Origin of the sequence: Mesobacillus sp. (assembly GCF_047739415.1) — a bacterium.
Taxonomy (GTDB): Bacteria; Bacillota; Bacilli; order Bacillales; family Cytobacillaceae; genus Mesobacillus.
In genome coordinates, this window is sequence record NZ_JBIQOE010000269.1 from 1 (window position 1) to 18,368 (window position 18,368).

The window sequence follows — 18,368 nt, forward strand, 5'->3', positions numbered from 1 at the left end:
TTCTGTTTGTCCGTTAGAGCTCTCCCATCAGACTTCACCGGTTTCTTCCCTCCATTTGTCCAATAATGCAATGTAAAACATCTTTTTTAAATTATAGCAAAACTCCTTTTCGGATCTCTTTTATATCCCCATAAAACTTGATTTTTTCTCCATCAATGACGATCCCATCGCCGTCTTGGCATGTAAGAATACTTTCTTCCTGGTAAAGCGAATATTTCAACAGTTTCTCCAGTTGATCTTTTTCTCTGTTCCAATGTGGCATCAACTCAAAATCCACCAACCCCAATCCGGTTAAGTCATTAAGCTGATCTTCATTTTGATCATGGAACTCGGCAATCTTGATGCTTTTGGACATGATGATGCTTCCTGCACTAACACCAATTAGTGGTTTTCCTTCTAGCACCATTTCATTAATGTATCTAAACATGTCCCTCTCCTGCAGGTTTTTCAAAAATAGATATGTATTTCCCCCTGACAGAAAAATGCCGTCACAGCTTCTGAACTCCTCCAGCTGTGATTCCTCAAACTCCTGGTCTACGTCAAAATAAAAGAAGGCAGTAACACCCAAACCCGTTAACTCTGGCCTGGCCTTTTCAAAATACCATCTTTCTTTATCAGTTCGTGATGGGATATAAGCAAGCTTAAAAGGCTCTGAACTTGTTAATTCCTTGATTCTGTTTTTTAACTCAGTATTCATATTTCTTAAATCACTCAACAGCACTAGTTTACTCATTCAGACCAACTCTTTCTGCAAATTTTTATCAAGATAAGTTCGCTAAAGAAACTGTAAAAACCTGCAAAAGGAGCAAATAAAAAGAGCCTGGAACATCCAGACTCATCAGAAAAACATTTACTTTTTATTTGACCAGATCACAAATGGTATTAACACTAAGGATAGTACCCCTCCTGCCAGCGAAAGGAAGGCAAAGCTTGAATTAGCAACAACCATCCCGGAAAGCATCCCTCCCGAAGCTCCTGACAAAGCGACCATCACATCCACAGTTCCTTGCATTTTTGCGCGGTTCGTTGGATTTGTCGCATCGACAAGCAGTGCGGTTCCGCTGATCAAGCCAAAGTTCCAGCCGAGACCGAGAAGAATGAGAGCAAGAGTGATCCAAAGCATAGATTCTCCCGGAGCAACAGCAGCCATAACACCGGAAGCCAGCAGTGTGACTCCGGAAGCGACCGCCATCGACGACCGACCGATTTTATCAACTAGTACTCCAGTTAATAAAGAAGGCAGATACATTGCTCCTATGTGGAACCCAATTACCATACCAACTGCACTTAAATCATGTCCATGGCTGCCCATATGCACCGGAGTCATCGTCATGATCGCTACCATCACCATTTGTGTGAGGACCATAATAAGGGCGGCAACTCCGATACCCCTCTTATCCGTTACGAATTCTTCCTCTACATAATCAGGAGAGCTGGCTTTAGCATTCTGTTCTGCCAATGCTATCGCTCTGGCGACCACAAAAGGATCTGGACGGAGGAAAATCAATAACACTAATCCAGCAACGATATAAGCTGCAGCTGCGAGGATGAATGGGCCGGACAAAGCCGGAACCCCTACAGATATTGCAAATTCGCCCATTACCTCTACAAGGTTAGGACCAGCTACAGCACCAAACGTCGTCGAAACCATCGCGATACTGACTGCTGTCGCACGTTGTTTCGAACTGGCTAGATCCGTCCCGGCATACCGTGCCTGTAAATTTGTCGCACTTCCGGCACCGTATATTAAAAGCGCCGCAAAGAGCAGAAAGATATTATTCGTTACCGCAGCGATGATTACCCCAATGGCGCCAATTCCGCCTGTTAAAAATCCTGAAGCGAGGCCAGCACGCCTGCCATAGCGTTGCGAAAGACGTCCTACAACGAGAGCCGCGCCAGCAGATCCCAGGGTGAAAAGAGCTATTGGGAGACCGGCAACACTATCCGTGCCAAGCATGTCTTTAGCCAACAGTGCCCCCACAGTAATCCCTGCAGCAAGACCTGCACCGCCGAAAATCTGAGATAAAACAACTATTAATAATGTCTTTTTATATAAAGCTTTTTGTTTTTCAGGTGATTCTACATAAGCTTGCAGCCACTCGGGTTGACTTTCCAAAGCCGTAGCATCTTCAGTTTGACGTGACATTTTTTCAGCTCTCTCTTTCTTAAATCATAGGTAACCTAATTATACCATAAAGGGTATGGTTTGAATATCAGATAATATCGAATTAATACTTCTCCAGCTCAGCTTCTAAATCTATCCTCAGAGTGTCCACATCCATTATGGCAGAATCTGTTTCCGTTGGAAAAATGGAAGGTTTGACACCGTCAGATTTCATCCCCGGAAGCCACTTTTCGAGGAAGTGAGCCAATTCAATTCTTCTTGGACTAAAGTCTTCCCATTCTTTCTTCGCAAAGGTTTCTGCGAACTTTTCATTAGGGAAGAATGGGAGCAGCGTATTGCCCATGTCATCTTGGGCAGTTGCCCAGCCATCGTTATATAGTCCCCAAATCTCTTCATAATCTACTGCTTTTTTAATGAAGTATTCATACCTGATAGCTGCTGGCTGCCTGGTGACTCCTTCAAATTCACGTTGATTCAAAGTTACAGCACTCCTATCTATGTCCATCTTTACGTGCCTGGATGTACCCATAATACGCGCAAGTACCATTTTGCGAAAGATCCTTTACCTCAAAACCGCATTTTTCATAAAAACTAAAATTGTTGGCCGAAGTATGGGCAAACCAGTCTCCGTGAGGAAGTTTTTGTACGCAAAGCTGCACGAGCTTCTGGCCAATACCTTTTCCACGATATTCTGATAAAACCGCCAAGTCCATAATGTTTGCTGCCATAATTTGATCCGAGATAACCCTGACCATCCCGACCATTTCATTTTGGTCCCACACTGTAAATGCGAATGTGGAATTTTTGAAGATCAGCGAAAATTTTTCCTTTTGCCAATCTGGAGTGTTCCTTGCCCAGCCAGCATCTTCAAAAAGCTTCTCGACCTTTTCCGCCGGTATTCCTTCCGTGCCTTCCCTTATGACAAGTCCGTTGAAATATTGATACATATATAATCTCCTTTTTGAAATTCCTTAGGATTCATATTCTGTATCTGCCAACAGATGTCCTGCCATAGTTTAACATTTGCTGTTAGCCTGGTTATTTTGATCTTTGATAACAAAGCCTAAATATAGGAGGTGTATTTTCTATGGTAAGAATCCATAATCCAGTGAAAGGTGACAAAAACAAAGTCGGTGCTGACGGCCAGCTTCACGGTGGCGTAATGGAAACCGCGGACGAATTTTTCGATTCCATTTTTCAGCAAGGCACTAAAACTAAGGCTGAAGACAAAACAAACAAACAAAAATAACGCCATTTCCGGCGTTATTTTTATCTAGTCATTTTAATGGCTGCAAATTATTAAATTCTTCTTGGACATTTCTATTCCATTTACTGATTAAAATGTCCATTAAACCCTCTTTCTTAGACATTTCAATCCCATCTACACCTCAAAATGTCCATTAAACCCATCTTCTTAGACATTTCAATCTCATCTACACCTCAAAATGTCCATTAAACCCCCTTTCTTAGACATTTCAATCCCATCTACACCTCAAAATGTCCATTAAACCCATCTTCTTAGACATTTCAATCCAATCTACACCTCAAAATGTCCATTAAACCGTTCTTCTTAGACATTTCAATCCCATCTACACCTCAAAATGTCCATTAAACCGTTCTTCTTAGACATTTCAATCTCATCTACACCTCAAAATGTCCATTAAACCGTTCTTCTTAGACATTTGATCCCAACCGCACATTGAAATGTCCTTAAGAGATTCTATAAATAAGAAAAGCACCCATCATTAAGAATGAGTGCTTGTCCTATATTATTTTCCTGTCTGCTTGTTCATTGCTGACATCATTTGATTGATTTTCTTCTGGGATGGTTTCATACCCATCTGCATCATCATCATTTTAAGCATTTGTTCATTGATTGGCGGATTTTTCTTCAAGTAGCTCTCCATGTATTTACGAGCAATGAAAAATCCTAGCGCTACACCGACAACCAATGCCAGTATACCAACTAGAATTAAGTCCCACATAAAAACTTCCTCCTTCATGTTGTCTAACATACAGTGTACTAAACCAACTGCTATTATACAATATCTGTTGGTTTTTTTCTCTATTAAATAATCTCAATTTGAAAACTTTTTGCATTTACTTCACAATCCATGCACTAAAACAATCAGCAACTAGTGCATCAACCTCATTATACATATTTTCGTTCCTTAATCGGCTTTAGCCAGCCGTATTTGTTTGATTCAAGGTCGATGGCCAGAAATGATGATTCACATTTCCGGAGGATTTCAAAAAAGACAGTTTCAGCGTCGACTTGTCCATGGGAATCCAGCTCCAGCCATCTCTCATGCACTCTAAGTGTGGCAGAACTGTTATTAGTGTTATTTTCATAAATATATATGCCGTTTTCAACATGAAATCCTTTTGCCTTGGAAAGCTGTTGATGCAGGAGCTGATGAATGCGAAGTACGGGAATGGATTTTGTAACGAACTTGACTTGCTTGGCAATGATCGTTTTCAAATCGTCGTTTGCTTGACTATATTCCAAAAACAATTGATAAAACATCCGTTCTCTTCCGAAATAATGGGAGGCAAATTCATCTTCTATTAGATATAGCTGGTAGGATCTCAACTGATCCCCTCCTCTGCAGACAAGCTTTTGTCTTTATTATAGGAAAACGTTCGGTCTGCGTTTGTCTAAAGATGCCGAAAAAATCCACTAATTATGTCGAATTCAAAACTTTCTTACTTTTTCATTATAAAATCCAAAATTTCAGTTGTCACGGAATTAGAAGTTTGACATTTTTTTATGAAGAAAAGGAATACTGGCCATTAATCAGGGGAATATATCAATGTTAAATAGAAAGAGAAAGGATGACTATGCATGGCTACAGTACTCTATATTACAGCGAATCCAAAACCGGTTGAGGAATCGTTCAGCTTATCGGTTGGGGAAGAGTTCATTAAAGCCTACCGTGAAAACAATCCTGAGGATGAAGTCGTCAGATTGGACCTTTATAAAATGGACGTACCGTTCATTGATACAGATGTTTTCAGTGGCTGGGGTAAATTACAGCAAGGATCAGCTTTCGACCAGCTTAGTGACGATGAAAAACAAAAAGTCAGCTCAATCAATCAACTGACAGACCAATTTATTGCGGGAGATAAGTACATCTTTGCGACTCCTTTATGGAATTTCAGCTTCCCTCCAAAAATGAAAGCATACATTGATAATATTGCAATTGCGGGCAAGACATTTAAGTATACTGCAGAAGGCCCTGTTGGCTTGCTAGGTGGTAAAAAAGCCCTTCATATCCAGGCACGCGGCGGTGTGTACTCAGAAGGACCAGCTAAAGATTTAGAATTTGGTGACCGTTACCTTCGTGCAGTTCTTGCATTCATGGGAGTTACTGATGTTGAAACACTGGCGGTAGAAGGTATGGCAGCTACACCTGATAAAGCTCAGGACATCAAACAACAAGCAATTCAACGCGCGAACGAGCTTGCAAAACAATTTTAACCCAGCAAAAAAAGCCTGTTTTCAGGCTTTTTTTACTGAATTATTTTACACCGTCCAACGGAATGTCCTTGCGATGGTCGAAATTGAAAACAGCACCTTCCGAGATTTCCTGTTCTTCAGTGTTTCCTTGTTGAGCTGCATGCTTTACTGCCGCACCGTCCAGTGGAATGTCCTTGCCATATTCAAACATTTATACACACCTCCTGATTTTTAGTATGGGTATTTGTTACTAATATATTTACCGTGTTCATTCTTTTTTCCTGCTTTTTTCTCAAAAAATTAAAAAAACACCCGATAATTCGGATGTTTTGACTGGTTGTCCTATCACTCAATTTAAAATGAACGCTTCGTAGTTGCTTCGCCTAAACTAGCTGGGATGCTGACCGTAATTGATTCTATATGTTTTGCAACCTTTGTGCTATAGGTAAAATCACCATAGCAATATGGATAACGGAAATTGTTCTTATCACCGCCGCAATTATATGTTTGAGGATTTTTTTCGACCTGGATCATTGAAAATTTCTTTGCCAGCTCCTCGCTGTGCTTACCACCGTTTTTTGCTACAAAATCAATATAGCCGATTCCCATATTGTATGATTGGATGACTGTGGGAAAGTCCACTTGCTTCTTATTTCCATACTCTACAACTCGATTGAAGTACTTTACACCTTGTTGGACGCTTTGTTTAGGGTCCTGAATCGTATTTGGTGCAAGGCCAGCAGATTCAGAGGCTTGCATAGGGTCGCCGCCCTTTCCCCGGCTTTCCTGCATCATTAAAGCTGCGACTGTGACGGTATGTCCGTCCAGCCCAACCTTTTTTAATTCTTTCTCAATCATCGGCGTATACTTGGCAACTTCTCCAATTGAACTATTCACACCAACATTCATTTTTTTGAAACTTTGATTATATAAATCCAGAAATCTATCAAGCAGGAAAAAACCAATAAAGGCAATAAATAATAAGATTGCCAGATTGAAGTTTCTCTGGACTTGCTTTTTCTTTTTGGGCTTCTTTTTCGTGTATTTCATCCATTCCTTCTCTCCCAATTGCGTACTTTCTCCTCCTCCTATTCTATAAAAAAATATTAAAAGTTGAAAGGGAGCCGCAATCATTTTTGCAGCTCCCTCTCAATTAATTATTCTTCATAGATCATTTTACGTGTCATTCCACCATCGATGACCAGGTCCTGGCCATTTATAAAATCGTTCTCCGGGTCAGCTAAATAGAGGCAAGCTTTGGCTATATCCTCTGGCTTACCAACACGGTTGGACCAATGCTGAAGATGATCCTTCTCCCTGAGTTCGTCATAATCCTCTGTCTGGATCCACCCAGGACTTATTGAGTTGACCGTGATTCCCTTCTCTTGAAGTGAGGCTGCCAGGGCATGTGTCAAAGCAACGATTCCGCCTTTGGAGGAAGCATAAGCTTCTGAGTTGGGCTCAGACATTGTTGCTCTTGTTGATGCTATATTGATGATCCGGCCTCCTGCATTCATCCTGCGGGCAGCTTCACGTGAACCGATGAAAACACTCCTGAGATTGGTAAACACGACATCCTCCCACTCGGCAGTCGTCAACTCAAATAAAGGCTTGAATCTCGAAACCCCAGCATTATTAATTAAAATATCAATTTTGCCGAAATCTTTAATTGCACTTTCTACTAGATTTAAAATATCTTCTTCTTTCCTGACGTCTGTTTTATAAAAGGCGGCTTGTCCTCCTGCCTCTTCCAAGAGACGTACAATTTCGTTACCTTTCTCCTCATCTTTATCCGCAATGCAGACAATGGCCTGTTCCTTAACAAAAGCCTTTGCTAACCCTCTGCCAATTCCATTTGATCCTCCTGTTACGATAACTACCTTTCCCTCTAAGCTTGCTTTCATCTCTTTCATCTCTTTCATCTCTTTCATCCCTTTCATCCCTTTCATAACATATATCCTTTAGCTTTTCCCGTATTATTTTATCTTCACTCTTATCTGTCCCAGTTTGTATGCAGTTTTCACAAGGGCGCTTGTCAAAACCGGATAAAAGATTCACTTCATTGTGATATATAACGGGAGTTTAGACATATCATAACTTGTTTTATATTAATTCCAAAAGAATCAGAGGCACTTATTTCATCCTATCAACCGGAACATTAAAGACGTTAAGCAAAAAGAGGACCCACGGGATAGACAAGGCCCATGCTAAAAGAGGATTTCTGAAATGGATTCTCAGCAATGAAAACATAACGAAGTTGAACAAAAGGGACCAGCCAATATTCCAGCCATGGTGATGATTGATTAAATTTAAGTACTTTTCATTGATAAACTCAACGCATGTATAAAGGAGCGCCCAAAAGGAAATCCACGCTAGCTTCTTCCACCACGTTAAAGGAAATCTGCCGAGGTAAATCAAGATTGTTGAAGGATAAACAATAATCATGATCATGAGGGAGATGATGGTATGATTCCTAAGGATCTCCTCACCCATAATTGTCTCTTGATAGGTCCACATTGGGTAATTGTAAAGCAAAGCAAATTTTAATAAATCTCCGATAATATAGTAGAGGATTGTAGGATAATATTCGCGCCACTGTTTCCAATCACCCCAAATGATTCCCGCTATTAGAAACAAACCATTGTAAATAAAATGCATGAGTTACACTCCAGCTTTTTTTTAATAGCTTTTCCAATTTCTTTATATTAATTAAAAAATAATCACCATTAAAACTCTTCTGCAACAAATTTTTCCTATAGAATTATAAATAATGGAGTGTATAAAAGATTGGTGTAAATACTGTTGATTCTTTCGGTGCTCTACGCAAAGAAGGTAATCCATAATGCACGGTGAAGAAAAGCCAGGCTGCAAGTTTCAGCCTGGCCTTTGCTATTATTTTTCACTCTCTGTTGATACTTGCCACTCTACGCCAAACTTATCAGTCACCTGGCCATAAGCAGGACTCCAGAAGGTTTCCTGGATAGGCATCGTAACTTTTCCATCCACCTGAAGCTTCTCAAAAATTTCTTTTGCTTCTGCTGCATCATTTAATAAAAGTGCTACCGTTACCTGGGACCCAAGCTGATAGGGTTGGCCGGGAAAAGTATCCGATAACATTAAGCTGGCGTTGCTGATTTTCAATTGAGCATTCAGGACCCGATCTTTTGCTTCTTCAGGAAGCGGATACTCTGGATTGGGAGGCATCTCTCCAAATGTTTGCAGACTGATGACCTCTGCCCCTAACGCATTTTTATAAAACTCCACTGCCTCCTGGCCATTCCCATTTGTTACTAGATAAGGAACAATACCTGTTATCATAACAACACCTCTTTTTTGAAATAGAACATTTGTTCGTTTAAAATTTTACCACATTTTTCATTTTAAAACAATATCCTATAATGCCCTCATGGTAGCGAAATTAATCCTGTATTTTTACTAAAGGCTTAGTTGAACAAGGCTGTTTACCGTTTAGATTACACTAAAACATTTTTGTAATTTACTAATTTGGATGAGGTGGATCGACGAATAGCCCTTATGTAAAATCAAAAAAACGAGTACGGAAATCAATCCATACTCGTTTTTCATATAATTCATTTAGTTTTGTTGGAGCAATGCCTTTACGCGAGCAACTACATTGTTCACGGAGAAGCCGTACTCTTCCAAGATCTTTTCGCCTGGAGCAGATGCACCAAATGTATCGATCGCAAGTACTTCACCCTCGTCACCAACGTAACGGTGCCAGCCTAGTGAAGAGCCCATCTCGATTCCAAGGCGCTTCTTGACAGACTTCGGAATAACACTTTCTTTGTATTCCTTGGACTGCTGTTCGAAGCGATCCCATGAAGGCATACTTACAACAGCAACGTCGATGCCTTCAGAAGCCAGAGCCTCTTGTGCTTTCACAGCAAGACCAACTTCTGATCCTGCTGCTAGAAGCAATGCATCAGCAGTGTCTTTTCCAGCCGCAGAAATGACGTAAGCACCCTTTGAGACGCCTTCGTACGCATTCTTGTCAGTGTTTTTGATGGTCGGCAAGTTTTGGCGAGTCAACACAAGAGCTGTAGGCGTCTTAGTTGATTCAATTGAAAGCTTCCACGCTGCCGCTGTTTCGTTACCATCTGCAGGACGGATGACAGACAGGTTCGGCATTGCACGAAGACCTGCAAGCTGCTCAACTGGTTCGTGCGTAGGACCATCTTCCCCTACTGCGATGCTGTCATGAGTGAATACGTATGTTACAGGCAAGCCCATCAATGCAGCAAGTCTGATTGCCGGCTTTAAGTAATCGGAGAACACGAAGAATGTTCCGCCAAATATCTTTAATCCGCCGTGGAGCGCCATACCGTTCATCGCAGCACCCATAGCGAATTCACGTACACCAAACCAGATGTTGCGGCCTTCGAATGAACCTGGGAAGAAGTCACCAGATCCCTTAATCATTGTCTTGTTTGATCCAGCAAGGTCAGCCGACCCACCGATCAAGTAAGGAAGGTTTTTCGCGATTCCGTTAAGAGCTTCTCCAGATGAAGCACGGCTCGCAAGGCTCTTTCCTTCTTCGTATACAGGGATGTCTTTATCCCATCCTTCAACTAATTCACCCTTCATGGCTTTTTCAAGCTGGGCTCCTAGTTCAGGATATTCGCTCTTATAACTTGCGAAAAGCTCGTTCCAAGCCTGTTCTGCTTGTTCACCTTTATCAGCGATTTGCTGTTTGAAGTGATCATATACTTCACTTGGTACATGGAAGTCTTCTTCAAAAGTCCACTTATAAGCTTCTTTAGTAAGCTTCAATTCATCAGCACCAAGCGGAGCGCCGTGAACATCAGATTTACCTGAAAGGTTAGGTGAACCATATCCGATGATTGTCTTGACTTCAATCAATGTTGGACGGTCTTCATCCGTCTTAGCTTCTTCAATTGCTTTTGCGATTTCTTCAAGGTTGTTGCCGTCTTCGACGCGAATGTATTGCCAGCCATATGCCTTGAATCGGCCTTCAACACTTTCTGAGAATGACTTATCAAGATCTCCATCCAAAGAAATATCGTTTGAATCATAAAGAACGATCATTCTGCCTAGCTTCAGGTGAGCTGCCAGTGATGCCGCTTCAGCAGATACACCCTCCATTAGATCGCCGTCACCGCAAATGCTATATGTATAGTGATCAACGAGATTATAGTTATCTCTATTGTAAGCAGCAGCAAGATGGCGTTCAGCCATTGCCATACCGACTGCCATAGCAATTCCCTGGCCAAGCGGTCCAGTTGTTGCATCTACACCAGCAGTGTGGCCGAACTCAGGGTGTCCTGGAGTCTTGCTTCCCCACTGGCGGAACTGTTTAATATCATCCATTGTCAGATCATAACCTGCAAGGTGCAGCAAGCTGTATAGCAGCATTGAACCGTGTCCAGCAGACAATACAAAACGATCGCGGTTAAACCATTCTGGGTTCTTAGGATTGATGTTCATGTAACGAGTCCACAATGTGTAAGCCATTGGAGCTGCCCCCATTGGCATGCCTGGGTGGCCGGAATTTGCCTTTTCAATTGCATCAATTGATAAGGTACGAATGGAATCAATTGAAAGCATATCAATTTCTTTAAACATTAAATACATCCTTTCTATAGGTACTAGCTACATCATTAATATTATAGCGAGAGAAATTATTATACAACAAATTGTGCCTGAAAGAGACAGAAATGGCCGTATTGTTATCTATTTTGACACAAACTCGCTGTTGTTATGTAAATGCATACCTTAGCGGGTAAAAAATAATTGAGGTGGAGTACTTTTACATGGAATTTCCGTAATAGTTCGAACAGCCAGAATTTTATTCAAAATAATACCTTACTCTAATTTCCACTTATTTTCGGAGATGAAACAAACTAGTGGATTATTTATCATAAATTCACCAAAATAAAAATGGAATACATGTCGCATGTATTCCAAATTAGTATATATTTAATGAAGCTTATTCTTCGCTTTTTCTTCCTTGAGCTTATCAGGGGTAACATCATTGCCTTCTGGATCGACAATGGTAACACCTTTAAGTGTATTGAGCATAGAAGACCGGAAAGACTGAAGATATTCTGCACGAAGCTTCGTCTGTTCCTTTGCTTCTTCTTCCGTCAACTTAGATGATTTTGCTTTCCTTGCCAGTTCATTGATTCTAGCAATTTTATCACTTGATAGCATTGTAAAGCTCCTTTGTAAAAAATTACGTCAAATGACATCTTACTAAAATTCTTGCGATTTTACAAGAATAGAGCTTCGTTATTCTTTTGTCTCTATGTACTCAAGATATCTTCGGTTCACTGTAGCCTTAGATACGTTGTACCCAAACCCTCTTAATGTTGCAGCAATCTCAGCAAACGTCAATCCATTATTCCGCAGCTTCACGATTTCCTCGATTGGCATCTCTTTCCGGTCCCGGCCGGAGTGCTCACCTTGATTTTTCAGATTGCGCTGTGGCTTGTATCCATGCTCAATCGCTCGTTTCATGCCACGTTTAATCTTAATATTATGGATCTTCCTCTGATACTCTTCCACCATACTGACAATCTGCAGGACCATGGAATCTGATTCAGAAAGCTGGAGTTCCCCACTGTGGGAGACACTATATAATTTTACATTTTCTTTTAGAATACAATGAAGAATTGCAACCTTGGCATTGCCTCTTCCAAGTCTTGTTTCATCCTGGATGAGCAAAGCCCCTATCTTTTTGTCCTTGATCAATTCCAGCAGTTCCAGGATCCCTTCCCTTTCAAGGTCATAACCACTAGCTTTTTCTTTAATAATTCTCGCTACGTCAAAACCATAATTACTTGCCAGACGCAGCAACTCTTCTTCCTGCCTGGCCAGCGAAGTTTCCTGCGTTTCCTTCGTTGTACTTACTCGGCAATAAATAATTGCTTTCATGTTGTCACCTTATTCTAGTCCAATCTATCTTTCTGCTCCCGCAATCTGGGTAGGCTCCATGTGTTCTGCTACAACGGGGATCACTAATTCATCTCCTGGAAAGACCATTTCCCCAATAATTCCGTTTTCTTTTTCTACCCAGCTAACGAATTCATTTTCAGAAAAATTATGTTTGCTGGCAAACGTCTCTGCAATTTCCCACAGTGATTGTCCTTCTTCTATAGTAACAGTTATGTATGCATCTTCGTTATTTAATTGAGCTTTTGCTACGAATGAAAAGATTAAGCTGACAGCAAGCAGTATTATGGCATATGAATAGTTTTCCCATAGTTTTTTCATTTACGGCACCCCTTAACGAATGTATGTTCGGTTAATTAACTTTATTATAAATCGAACATTTGTTTCGTGTCAACTCAAAAATTCGAACTTATGTTTGTATCTGTGGAATAGACATGGTATAATTAGGACAAGAAAATATACGAGGTGCGTGAATATGACAAAGTTATCTAAGCGGCAACAAGATATATTTGAATTCATAAAAGGCGAAGTCAAGAAAAAAGGGTATCCGCCTTCCGTACGTGAAATCGGCGAAGCTGTCGGGCTTGCATCAAGCTCCACTGTCCATGGACACCTTGCAAGACTTGAGAGCAAAGGCTTGATCCGACGAGATCCTACCAAGCCGCGTGCAATAGAAATTCTGGAAATAGAAGAAGATAGCCGCATCCCTAAATATAATGTGGTCAATGTACCTGTTGTCGGTAAAGTAACAGCTGGTATGCCGATCACGGCCATTGAAAATGTAGAAGAGTACTTCCCTCTTCCTGATCGCCTTGTTCCCCATGATGAGCAGGTTTTCATGCTGGAAATCATGGGTGACAGTATGATTGAAGCAGGCATCCTCGACGGTGACTATGTTATTGTTAAGCAGCAAAAAACTGCTAATAACGGAGACATTGTTGTAGCGATGACTGAGGATGATGAAGCAACAGTTAAGCGTTTCTTCAAGGAAAAGGATTATTTCAGGCTCCAGCCGGAAAATCCTACTATGGACCCAATTATCCTTCGTAACGTATCCATACTTGGTAAAGTCATTGGTGTATACCGGCATATGCATTAAAAAAGCAAGCGGACTCCGCTTGCTTTTTTTCTATCTATTAAACTTTTAGCATATGAGACTAGCACATTTATGAAAAAAATAGGTAGAGACCCTAACAACTTGTCCCTCTCCACATAAGATATTGTGTAAGTATCTTTCATGATGGAAAGGAGTTGAGTTTCTAATGGGATACAATCGTAATGACAATGATGTAGCAGGTGTATTTTACCCTAACCGTGACAGAGACAGAGTCAGGGCAACTGTTGATTTTGATGATCTCTGCCGTGCTGTGCGCCGTTGTATAATCGAGGATTTAGTAGCCGGTGCTCAGGATGATCGGGAAGACGATCGTGACCGCCGCCGCAGGAAGTGCGGTTGCAGAGACTAACACCTAACTGAAAAATCCCGAAAGGATTATTCCTTTCGGGATTTCTCTATTTCCAATGAATATTTTGAACAGGCAGTACACCTTTTAACTCTTCATTGTATGCAGCTTTTTGATTTTGAGTAAGCCATACATGTACGGTTCCGCTATCTTGATTGGTTCTGATCAATCGTCCCATTCCTTGTCTTAGGCGTAGGAGCATATATGGTATATCTACCTCAGCAGCTGGATTATCCGCATGTTTTCTTTTCGCCTGGAAGACTGGGTCATGAGGCGGGAATGGCAATGAAGAAATGATGACTTGAATCAGTGATTCTCCTGGTACGTCCAGTCCTTCCCACAGGTTGTAGGAACATAGAACGGTCTCGGTGTCATTCTGGAATTCCTTTACGGTTTCACTGATTTCACGGTCTCCTTCAAACAGGATAGGAAAACTCCATTCTTGTTTTTCAGACCACGCCCGGAATCGATCCATTTCCTGCATGGAAGAGAACAGAACAAGCGAACTGCCATTCTTACTTCTAAGGTCATCCCCTATTTTGTCCCATTTCTTCATTTCATCCTCCTCGATGTGTGCCACCAACTCCATTTGCTCTTCATAATCAAATGGTGACGCTACAGTAAAGGAGGAGTATTTTCCGATCCCTAGGCTTTTCGCTATATAGCTGAAATCTCCAGCTTGAGACAAGGTCGCTGACGAAAATACAAACGGGATGTTTTGGGAAAATACTTCTTTTTTCAAAATATCCTCCACAAGACGAGGCATGATGACAAGGGAAGTTTGCACTTCATTCTCTTCTAGCCAGAAAATCCCTTCGTCGTTCTTCAAGAAAACAGAAAGACCGTATGCGAAAAACTCGAGATACTCTTCCATGATTTTCAAATGGTATTCGTCAATCAGGAACATTTCCGCATCAAAGACTAGCTGATCCATTAAATCGCTAACCTTTTTCTCGAGTGTTTCTGCCGTTTTCCTGATACTTGGTAGCATCGGTACTTCTTTTCGATTAGAACCTTCTATAGCAGAGGAGTTTTCAACCAATAGGTCAAACCATGCATCATGAAGCTCTAAAATATCCTCAATTAAATACAGTGATTCCTCTCGTACGTCCTGGTGCATATATCCTGTCAGGACAGTCGTCAAAGTTTGTGAGTTGAACCTGTATGTTAGTCCCTTTTGTGCTGCGAACTCAAGCAAGTGGCCCTCATCAAAAATCACGGTACTTGCTTCTGGCAGTAGTGGCATCTGTCCTTCCCGTTTACGGGAATCTTTCGTCCAGACATGTTCCATGTAAAAGTCATGTGAGCAAATAATCAAATCGCCTGCATGTCGATAATAATCACGGTTCAATGTTTGGCCGCAGCGGTGGCGCCAGCTGCATGTTGAGCATTGCTGAAGTGGATCCCAGGCCATTGAAGCCCAATTTTCATTCGTGACCCATGGATATTCCTTTCGGTCACCATAACGAGTGAATGAATTCATTGAAATCCCTTCATCAAAGATGAAATCTGGCAGCTGGTCATGGACGTCAAGGATTTCTTTTTCATTCGACGTGTTTGAAAGGTCATCAAGCTTTTTCACGCATACATATTGTTCTCTTGCTTTTGCCAATCGGACATCGACCTTCAACCCTAACGCCTTTTCGAGCTTTTCGATATCGCCGCCCTCTTTTACGAGCTGCTCAATCAGTGTTTCATCAGAGCAGGAAACAATAGCCGGCTTGCCCATGTATCTTGCGTATAGAATGGCATAAATGAGATAGACGAAAGTTTTACCAGTGCCTACGCCAGCTTCGGCGAAAACAATTCCTTTATTCTTAAAGGCCTGCTCAACCTGGAAGGCCATATAAATCTGCTCATCACGGAGTTCATAGCCCTTTTCAGGCAAAATATCGTAAAAGACATCACCAATGTAATCCCCTAATAAATCAAAGAATGTATCGTTTTTACTGATTGTAAATGGAAGTTTATTTGTCATTCAGGTTCTCCTCGACTATTGATTCCGGCAAAAAAGCCAGCTTTTATCATAACAGATAATCAGTCATTTAGTGAAAGAAATGAAATATAAAATATAGGTAAAAACTCTAATTCCATTATTAGGAATAAACTGTTAAAATAATCCTAAATTTAACTAAGGAGAGTTTTTATGAAATCTAAAAAAATCATCTACATAAACATTGCTCTCATAGCTTTATTATTTTTCATTAATATTTACCAGTACAACAGAATTACAGAATTTGAGAGTCAACTAGGATACAACTTCCAACGGACAGTACGCGACTCTCTATTTTTATTGGAGAATGATGGTGATCCAAACATTTGGATCAAGATTTTGAAAGAAGAGGAAGGTGAAATCACATTAGCCTCTCACATAGGAGAAATAACTCGACTAAGCAGACAATATTATATGATGAACGGAAAAATCTCAGTCATCGGAGATATACTCAATTCACTTGCAGATGATTATCATCAATTAGCAATTACTGTAAAGAAAGAGTCGGATTACGCAAAGAACCAAGAGGAAATTAACCTTAAAATAAACTTTCTTATTACATTGTTAAATAAAGCAGACTCAATATCGGGCGAAAATGAAAAACAATATTATAAAGAATTTACTGACTCGGAATCCAAAACGTCAAAACTGATATGGAGGGAGTACAAGAAGTATGAAAAGAAATGATTACATCATCCGTCAGGAAAATCCTGGTGATTACTCAGGGATAAGAGAGACAAATTTAATGGCTTTTGACACGGGAGAAAACGAAGCCCGTACTAATACGGGAATCAGAACAATTTGTCCCTAAATTGAGCCTAGTCGCTGTTAAGGATGACGGAGAAGTCATCGGACATATCCTTTTTAGTATTATCCACCTTGTTACAAAGCAAGGAACTGTTCCTACTTTAGGTCTTGCTCCCATGGCTGTAAAACCAGATTATCAAAATAACGGAATCGGTTCTGATCTCGTCAACGAAGGTATCAAAGCATGCAAGGCTTTAGGATACAATCATATTTTTGTCCTAGGGCACCCGAACTTTTACCCTCGCTTTGGCTTTTCGCCAGCAAGCCAGTTTGGGATTGATTCTCCTTTCCCAATGCCTGATGAAGTTTTTATGGCACTTGAGCTCGAGGAAGGCTCATTAAGTGGATTACAGGGGAAAATTGAGTATCCACCTGCGTTTAATGCTGTAAGTTAGTTTTAAAAGTGAGGAGAAACAGTGCGACTCTACCACTCCTCACTTTTTTTAAACAATAAATCATAAAAGGTGATGCCAAGAGCCAACCCCAGAGGAGCCCCAAAATCCAGGTTATCAAGCCGCTCTGGCCAAAATAAATAGTTTGATGTATAAGATGCAGCCATTAAGAATATAAACGTTCCCGCGAATTTCAATATCCGCCTTTTAACATCAAAGTCAGGCAAATTCTTAACATTCATGATGATAAGGATCATTTGAAAAAGCCCAAATAGCAGCAAAAATATAACAAACCCGATTACAAATCTTAAGGAGTTCGGAGTATCAATATCTGTTAATACAATATACATCGCAACAAGCAGGCCTATTAGAAATACTATATAAAGCAGAATCGAAATCCACTTTTCTTTTTTGCTTGTCATAGTTAAATCCCCTACTCCCCAGCTAACAATACAGATTCAAGAACCTCGACTTGCTCTTTATCTGTTAATCTTCCGTAACCCTCATTATCCTTGTCACTGATAATCGTAGCCGTTTCCCCTTCAAACCATATCCTGTAACGATATAATCTTTCAGGCATATTCTTTTCTTCCTGAATAAAGGACGTAGCAAGTATATCCTCTTTCCTTGCCATTTCAGCTTCCGTATTTGGTGACCACTTAATTTTATCGAATGCTTGCTGAATTTTCTTTAGGTTATCATTGGAGGCAATGATTTTTTCTTCTCCATCATTTATGCTCTGTTCAGATATTTTTTTCACATCTATCCTCGTAAGCTCCGGTTTAAAACTGGCATTACAGCCAGCAATAAAAAGTAAAAGCACTGGTAGCACTATGCTAAATTTTCTCATCTCAATCCCCAGTCCAGTTTTTCGTTTATGGATTTGCCTTTAAATCAATCAGATGGTAGTTTTCTTCTGAGATTTCCTCAAGTGAAGTGATAACTTCAAGAAACCGCTTGTACAAAACCTGAATTTCCGTCTGTTGGTCTATTATTTGAATGGTCTCATTAAAAACGTTTTCATTATTATATGTGTGTATCTCAAGCCATTTCGTTTTATCTGACTTGCTTTGGAGATGAAGTGTCTTTTTGTCTAGGAATCTAGAATAAATCCGATCTGTTTCTTGCTGGATTTTCAGGTACTCTTGTTCTTTGCCTGACTTTAAATGGTAACTATATATCTTCACGAACACTT

At 40.6% G+C, this 18,368-nt stretch carries 25 protein-coding genes; 6 read left to right on the forward strand and 19 right to left on the reverse strand.

Annotated features, from left to right (window positions below):
• Positions 1 to 91: 91 nt before the first annotated feature.
• The 4 genes from ACH0QE_RS20805 to ACH0QE_RS20820 form a co-directional block, all read right to left on the reverse strand.
• Positions 92 to 733 carry a Type 1 glutamine amidotransferase-like domain-containing protein gene (locus ACH0QE_RS20805; protein ID WP_415802380.1) on the reverse strand — a complete coding sequence of 214 codons (642 nt, stop codon included), beginning with the start codon at positions 731 to 733 and terminating at the stop codon, positions 92 to 94.
• 117 nt (positions 734 to 850) lie between these two features.
• Positions 851 to 2,146, reverse strand: a complete 1,296-nt coding sequence (locus ACH0QE_RS20810; RefSeq protein ID WP_415802381.1) for an MFS transporter — start codon at positions 2,144 to 2,146, stop codon at positions 851 to 853.
• A gap of 82 nt (positions 2,147 to 2,228) precedes the next feature.
• Positions 2,229 to 2,603: a DUF2750 domain-containing protein gene (locus tag ACH0QE_RS20815; protein WP_415802383.1), complete on the reverse strand. Its 375-nt coding sequence runs from the start codon at positions 2,601 to 2,603 to the stop codon at positions 2,229 to 2,231.
• Positions 2,604 to 2,616: 13 nt separating this feature from the next.
• A complete protein-coding gene (locus ACH0QE_RS20820) occupies positions 2,617 to 3,072 on the reverse strand; it encodes a GNAT family N-acetyltransferase (protein ID WP_415802384.1) in 456 nt (151 codons plus the stop codon).
• 140 nt (positions 3,073 to 3,212) lie between these two features.
• On the opposite strand from ACH0QE_RS20820, the gene ACH0QE_RS20825 reads away from it, so the two are divergent.
• Positions 3,213 to 3,374 carry a hypothetical protein gene (locus ACH0QE_RS20825; RefSeq protein WP_415802386.1) on the forward strand — a complete coding sequence of 54 codons (162 nt, stop codon included), beginning with the start codon at positions 3,213 to 3,215 and terminating at the stop codon, positions 3,372 to 3,374.
• A gap of 520 nt (positions 3,375 to 3,894) precedes the next feature.
• Here the strand turns inward: ACH0QE_RS20825 and ACH0QE_RS20830 are convergent.
• Together ACH0QE_RS20830 and sirA are read right to left on the reverse strand one after the other, a co-directional pair.
• Positions 3,895 to 4,110, reverse strand: coding sequence for a YneF family protein (locus ACH0QE_RS20830; protein WP_041966564.1), 216 nt, complete (start codon positions 4,108 to 4,110; stop codon positions 3,895 to 3,897).
• Between the two features lie 167 nt (positions 4,111 to 4,277).
• Positions 4,278 to 4,718 carry a sporulation inhibitor of replication protein SirA gene (gene sirA, locus ACH0QE_RS20835; protein WP_415802388.1) on the reverse strand — a complete coding sequence of 147 codons (441 nt, stop codon included), beginning with the start codon at positions 4,716 to 4,718 and terminating at the stop codon, positions 4,278 to 4,280.
• Between the two features lie 252 nt (positions 4,719 to 4,970).
• On the opposite strand from sirA, the gene ACH0QE_RS20840 reads away from it, so the two are divergent.
• Positions 4,971 to 5,606 carry an FMN-dependent NADH-azoreductase gene (locus tag ACH0QE_RS20840; RefSeq protein WP_415802389.1) on the forward strand — a complete coding sequence of 212 codons (636 nt, stop codon included), beginning with the start codon at positions 4,971 to 4,973 and terminating at the stop codon, positions 5,604 to 5,606.
• Between the two features lie 40 nt (positions 5,607 to 5,646).
• On the opposite strand, the gene ACH0QE_RS20845 is transcribed toward ACH0QE_RS20840, so the two are convergent.
• The 9 genes from ACH0QE_RS20845 to yneA form a co-directional block, all read right to left on the reverse strand.
• A complete protein-coding gene (locus ACH0QE_RS20845) occupies positions 5,647 to 5,796 on the reverse strand; it encodes a hypothetical protein (RefSeq protein WP_415802391.1) in 150 nt (49 codons plus the stop codon).
• A 143-nt stretch (positions 5,797 to 5,939) separates the two neighbouring features.
• Positions 5,940 to 6,635: a lysozyme family protein gene (locus ACH0QE_RS20850; protein ID WP_415802393.1), complete on the reverse strand. Its 696-nt coding sequence runs from the start codon at positions 6,633 to 6,635 to the stop codon at positions 5,940 to 5,942.
• A gap of 107 nt (positions 6,636 to 6,742) precedes the next feature.
• Positions 6,743 to 7,525, reverse strand: a complete 783-nt coding sequence (locus tag ACH0QE_RS20855) for an SDR family NAD(P)-dependent oxidoreductase (RefSeq protein ID WP_415802425.1) — start codon at positions 7,523 to 7,525, stop codon at positions 6,743 to 6,745.
• A gap of 193 nt (positions 7,526 to 7,718) precedes the next feature.
• Positions 7,719 to 8,243, reverse strand: coding sequence for a CBO0543 family protein (locus tag ACH0QE_RS20860; RefSeq protein WP_415802395.1), 525 nt, complete (start codon positions 8,241 to 8,243; stop codon positions 7,719 to 7,721).
• A gap of 234 nt (positions 8,244 to 8,477) precedes the next feature.
• Positions 8,478 to 8,903: a VOC family protein gene (locus ACH0QE_RS20865; RefSeq protein WP_415802397.1), complete on the reverse strand. Its 426-nt coding sequence runs from the start codon at positions 8,901 to 8,903 to the stop codon at positions 8,478 to 8,480.
• 276 nt (positions 8,904 to 9,179) lie between these two features.
• Positions 9,180 to 11,189 carry a transketolase gene (gene tkt / locus ACH0QE_RS20870; protein ID WP_415802399.1) on the reverse strand — a complete coding sequence of 670 codons (2,010 nt, stop codon included), beginning with the start codon at positions 11,187 to 11,189 and terminating at the stop codon, positions 9,180 to 9,182.
• A gap of 354 nt (positions 11,190 to 11,543) precedes the next feature.
• The gene (locus ACH0QE_RS20875; protein WP_214737807.1) at positions 11,544 to 11,777 is read right to left on the reverse strand and encodes a DUF896 domain-containing protein; all 234 of its coding nucleotides are present in this window, start codon (positions 11,775 to 11,777) and stop codon (positions 11,544 to 11,546) included.
• Between the two features lie 78 nt (positions 11,778 to 11,855).
• Positions 11,856 to 12,500, reverse strand: coding sequence for a YneB family resolvase-like protein (locus ACH0QE_RS20880; protein ID WP_415802401.1), 645 nt, complete (start codon positions 12,498 to 12,500; stop codon positions 11,856 to 11,858).
• Between the two features lie 24 nt (positions 12,501 to 12,524).
• Positions 12,525 to 12,839 carry a cell division suppressor protein YneA gene (yneA, locus tag ACH0QE_RS20885; protein ID WP_415802402.1) on the reverse strand — a complete coding sequence of 105 codons (315 nt, stop codon included), beginning with the start codon at positions 12,837 to 12,839 and terminating at the stop codon, positions 12,525 to 12,527.
• A 154-nt stretch (positions 12,840 to 12,993) separates the two neighbouring features.
• Here yneA and lexA point away from each other — a divergent pair, with 154 nt between their 5' ends.
• The gene (lexA, locus tag ACH0QE_RS20890) at positions 12,994 to 13,617 is read left to right on the forward strand and encodes a transcriptional repressor LexA (RefSeq protein WP_102262342.1); all 624 of its coding nucleotides are present in this window, start codon (positions 12,994 to 12,996) and stop codon (positions 13,615 to 13,617) included.
• Between the two features lie 163 nt (positions 13,618 to 13,780).
• The gene (locus ACH0QE_RS20895; RefSeq protein WP_415802404.1) at positions 13,781 to 13,984 is read left to right on the forward strand and encodes a hypothetical protein; all 204 of its coding nucleotides are present in this window, start codon (positions 13,781 to 13,783) and stop codon (positions 13,982 to 13,984) included.
• Positions 13,985 to 14,030: 46 nt separating this feature from the next.
• Here the strand turns inward: ACH0QE_RS20895 and ACH0QE_RS20900 are convergent, their stop codons facing one another.
• On the reverse strand, positions 14,031 to 15,959 hold the full coding sequence (locus ACH0QE_RS20900; protein ID WP_415802405.1) for an ATP-dependent DNA helicase: 1,929 nt from the start codon (positions 15,957 to 15,959) through the stop codon (positions 14,031 to 14,033).
• Positions 15,960 to 16,127: 168 nt separating this feature from the next.
• Between ACH0QE_RS20900 and ACH0QE_RS20905 the strand changes: the two genes are divergently transcribed.
• A complete protein-coding gene (locus tag ACH0QE_RS20905) occupies positions 16,128 to 16,661 on the forward strand; it encodes a hypothetical protein (protein ID WP_415802406.1) in 534 nt (177 codons plus the stop codon).
• A 65-nt stretch (positions 16,662 to 16,726) separates the two neighbouring features.
• Positions 16,727 to 17,176: a GNAT family N-acetyltransferase gene (locus ACH0QE_RS20910; RefSeq protein ID WP_415802407.1), complete on the forward strand. Its 450-nt coding sequence runs from the start codon at positions 16,727 to 16,729 to the stop codon at positions 17,174 to 17,176.
• Positions 17,177 to 17,205: 29 nt separating this feature from the next.
• On the opposite strand, the gene ACH0QE_RS20915 is transcribed toward ACH0QE_RS20910, so the two are convergent.
• From ACH0QE_RS20915 to ACH0QE_RS20925, 3 genes are all read right to left on the reverse strand, one after another.
• Entirely contained in the window at positions 17,206 to 17,595 is a 390-nt protein-coding gene (locus tag ACH0QE_RS20915; protein ID WP_415802408.1) for a hypothetical protein, read from the reverse strand.
• An 11-nt stretch (positions 17,596 to 17,606) separates the two neighbouring features.
• Positions 17,607 to 17,933: a hypothetical protein gene (locus ACH0QE_RS20920; RefSeq protein WP_415802409.1), complete on the reverse strand. Its 327-nt coding sequence runs from the start codon at positions 17,931 to 17,933 to the stop codon at positions 17,607 to 17,609.
• Positions 17,934 to 18,048: 115 nt separating this feature from the next.
• Entirely contained in the window at positions 18,049 to 18,366 is a 318-nt protein-coding gene (locus ACH0QE_RS20925) for a hypothetical protein (protein ID WP_415802410.1), read from the reverse strand.
• Positions 18,367 to 18,368 lie beyond the last annotated feature (2 nt).

What these genes read in the sequence shown, in the direction of transcription:
- ACH0QE_RS20805 (WP_415802380.1), bottom strand. Translation starts at nt 733, where the DNA reads ATGAGTAAACTAGTGCTGTTGAGTGATTTAAGAAATATGAATACTGAG.
- ACH0QE_RS20810 (WP_415802381.1), bottom strand. Translation starts at nt 2,146, where the DNA reads ATGTCACGTCAAACTGAAGATGCTACGGCTTTGGAAAGTCAACCCGAG.
- ACH0QE_RS20820 (WP_415802384.1), bottom strand. Translation starts at nt 3,072, where the DNA reads ATGTATCAATATTTCAACGGACTTGTCATAAGGGAAGGCACGGAAGGA.
- ACH0QE_RS20825 (WP_415802386.1), top strand. Translation starts at nt 3,213, where the DNA reads ATGGTAAGAATCCATAATCCAGTGAAAGGTGACAAAAACAAAGTCGGT.
- ACH0QE_RS20830 (WP_041966564.1), bottom strand. Translation starts at nt 4,110, where the DNA reads ATGTGGGACTTAATTCTAGTTGGTATACTGGCATTGGTTGTCGGTGTA.
- ACH0QE_RS20840 (WP_415802389.1), top strand. Translation starts at nt 4,971, where the DNA reads ATGGCTACAGTACTCTATATTACAGCGAATCCAAAACCGGTTGAGGAA.
- ACH0QE_RS20845 (WP_415802391.1), bottom strand. Translation starts at nt 5,796, where the DNA reads ATGTTTGAATATGGCAAGGACATTCCACTGGACGGTGCGGCAGTAAAG.
- ACH0QE_RS20850 (WP_415802393.1), bottom strand. Translation starts at nt 6,635, where the DNA reads ATGAAATACACGAAAAAGAAGCCCAAAAAGAAAAAGCAAGTCCAGAGA.
- ACH0QE_RS20855 (WP_415802425.1), bottom strand. Translation starts at nt 7,525, where the DNA reads ATGAAAGGGATGAAAGAGATGAAAGAGATGAAAGAGATGAAAGCAAGC.
- ACH0QE_RS20860 (WP_415802395.1), bottom strand. Translation starts at nt 8,243, where the DNA reads ATGCATTTTATTTACAATGGTTTGTTTCTAATAGCGGGAATCATTTGG.
- ACH0QE_RS20865 (WP_415802397.1), bottom strand. Translation starts at nt 8,903, where the DNA reads ATGATAACAGGTATTGTTCCTTATCTAGTAACAAATGGGAATGGCCAG.
- tkt (WP_415802399.1), bottom strand. Translation starts at nt 11,189, where the DNA reads ATGTTTAAAGAAATTGATATGCTTTCAATTGATTCCATTCGTACCTTA.
- ACH0QE_RS20875 (WP_214737807.1), bottom strand. Translation starts at nt 11,777, where the DNA reads ATGCTATCAAGTGATAAAATTGCTAGAATCAATGAACTGGCAAGGAAA.
- ACH0QE_RS20880 (WP_415802401.1), bottom strand. Translation starts at nt 12,500, where the DNA reads ATGAAAGCAATTATTTATTGCCGAGTAAGTACAACGAAGGAAACGCAG.
- yneA (WP_415802402.1), bottom strand. Translation starts at nt 12,839, where the DNA reads ATGAAAAAACTATGGGAAAACTATTCATATGCCATAATACTGCTTGCT.
- lexA (WP_102262342.1), top strand. Translation starts at nt 12,994, where the DNA reads ATGACAAAGTTATCTAAGCGGCAACAAGATATATTTGAATTCATAAAA.
- ACH0QE_RS20895 (WP_415802404.1), top strand. Translation starts at nt 13,781, where the DNA reads ATGGGATACAATCGTAATGACAATGATGTAGCAGGTGTATTTTACCCT.
- ACH0QE_RS20900 (WP_415802405.1), bottom strand. Translation starts at nt 15,959, where the DNA reads ATGACAAATAAACTTCCATTTACAATCAGTAAAAACGATACATTCTTT.
- ACH0QE_RS20905 (WP_415802406.1), top strand. Translation starts at nt 16,128, where the DNA reads ATGAAATCTAAAAAAATCATCTACATAAACATTGCTCTCATAGCTTTA.
- ACH0QE_RS20915 (WP_415802408.1), bottom strand. Translation starts at nt 17,595, where the DNA reads ATGACAAGCAAAAAAGAAAAGTGGATTTCGATTCTGCTTTATATAGTA.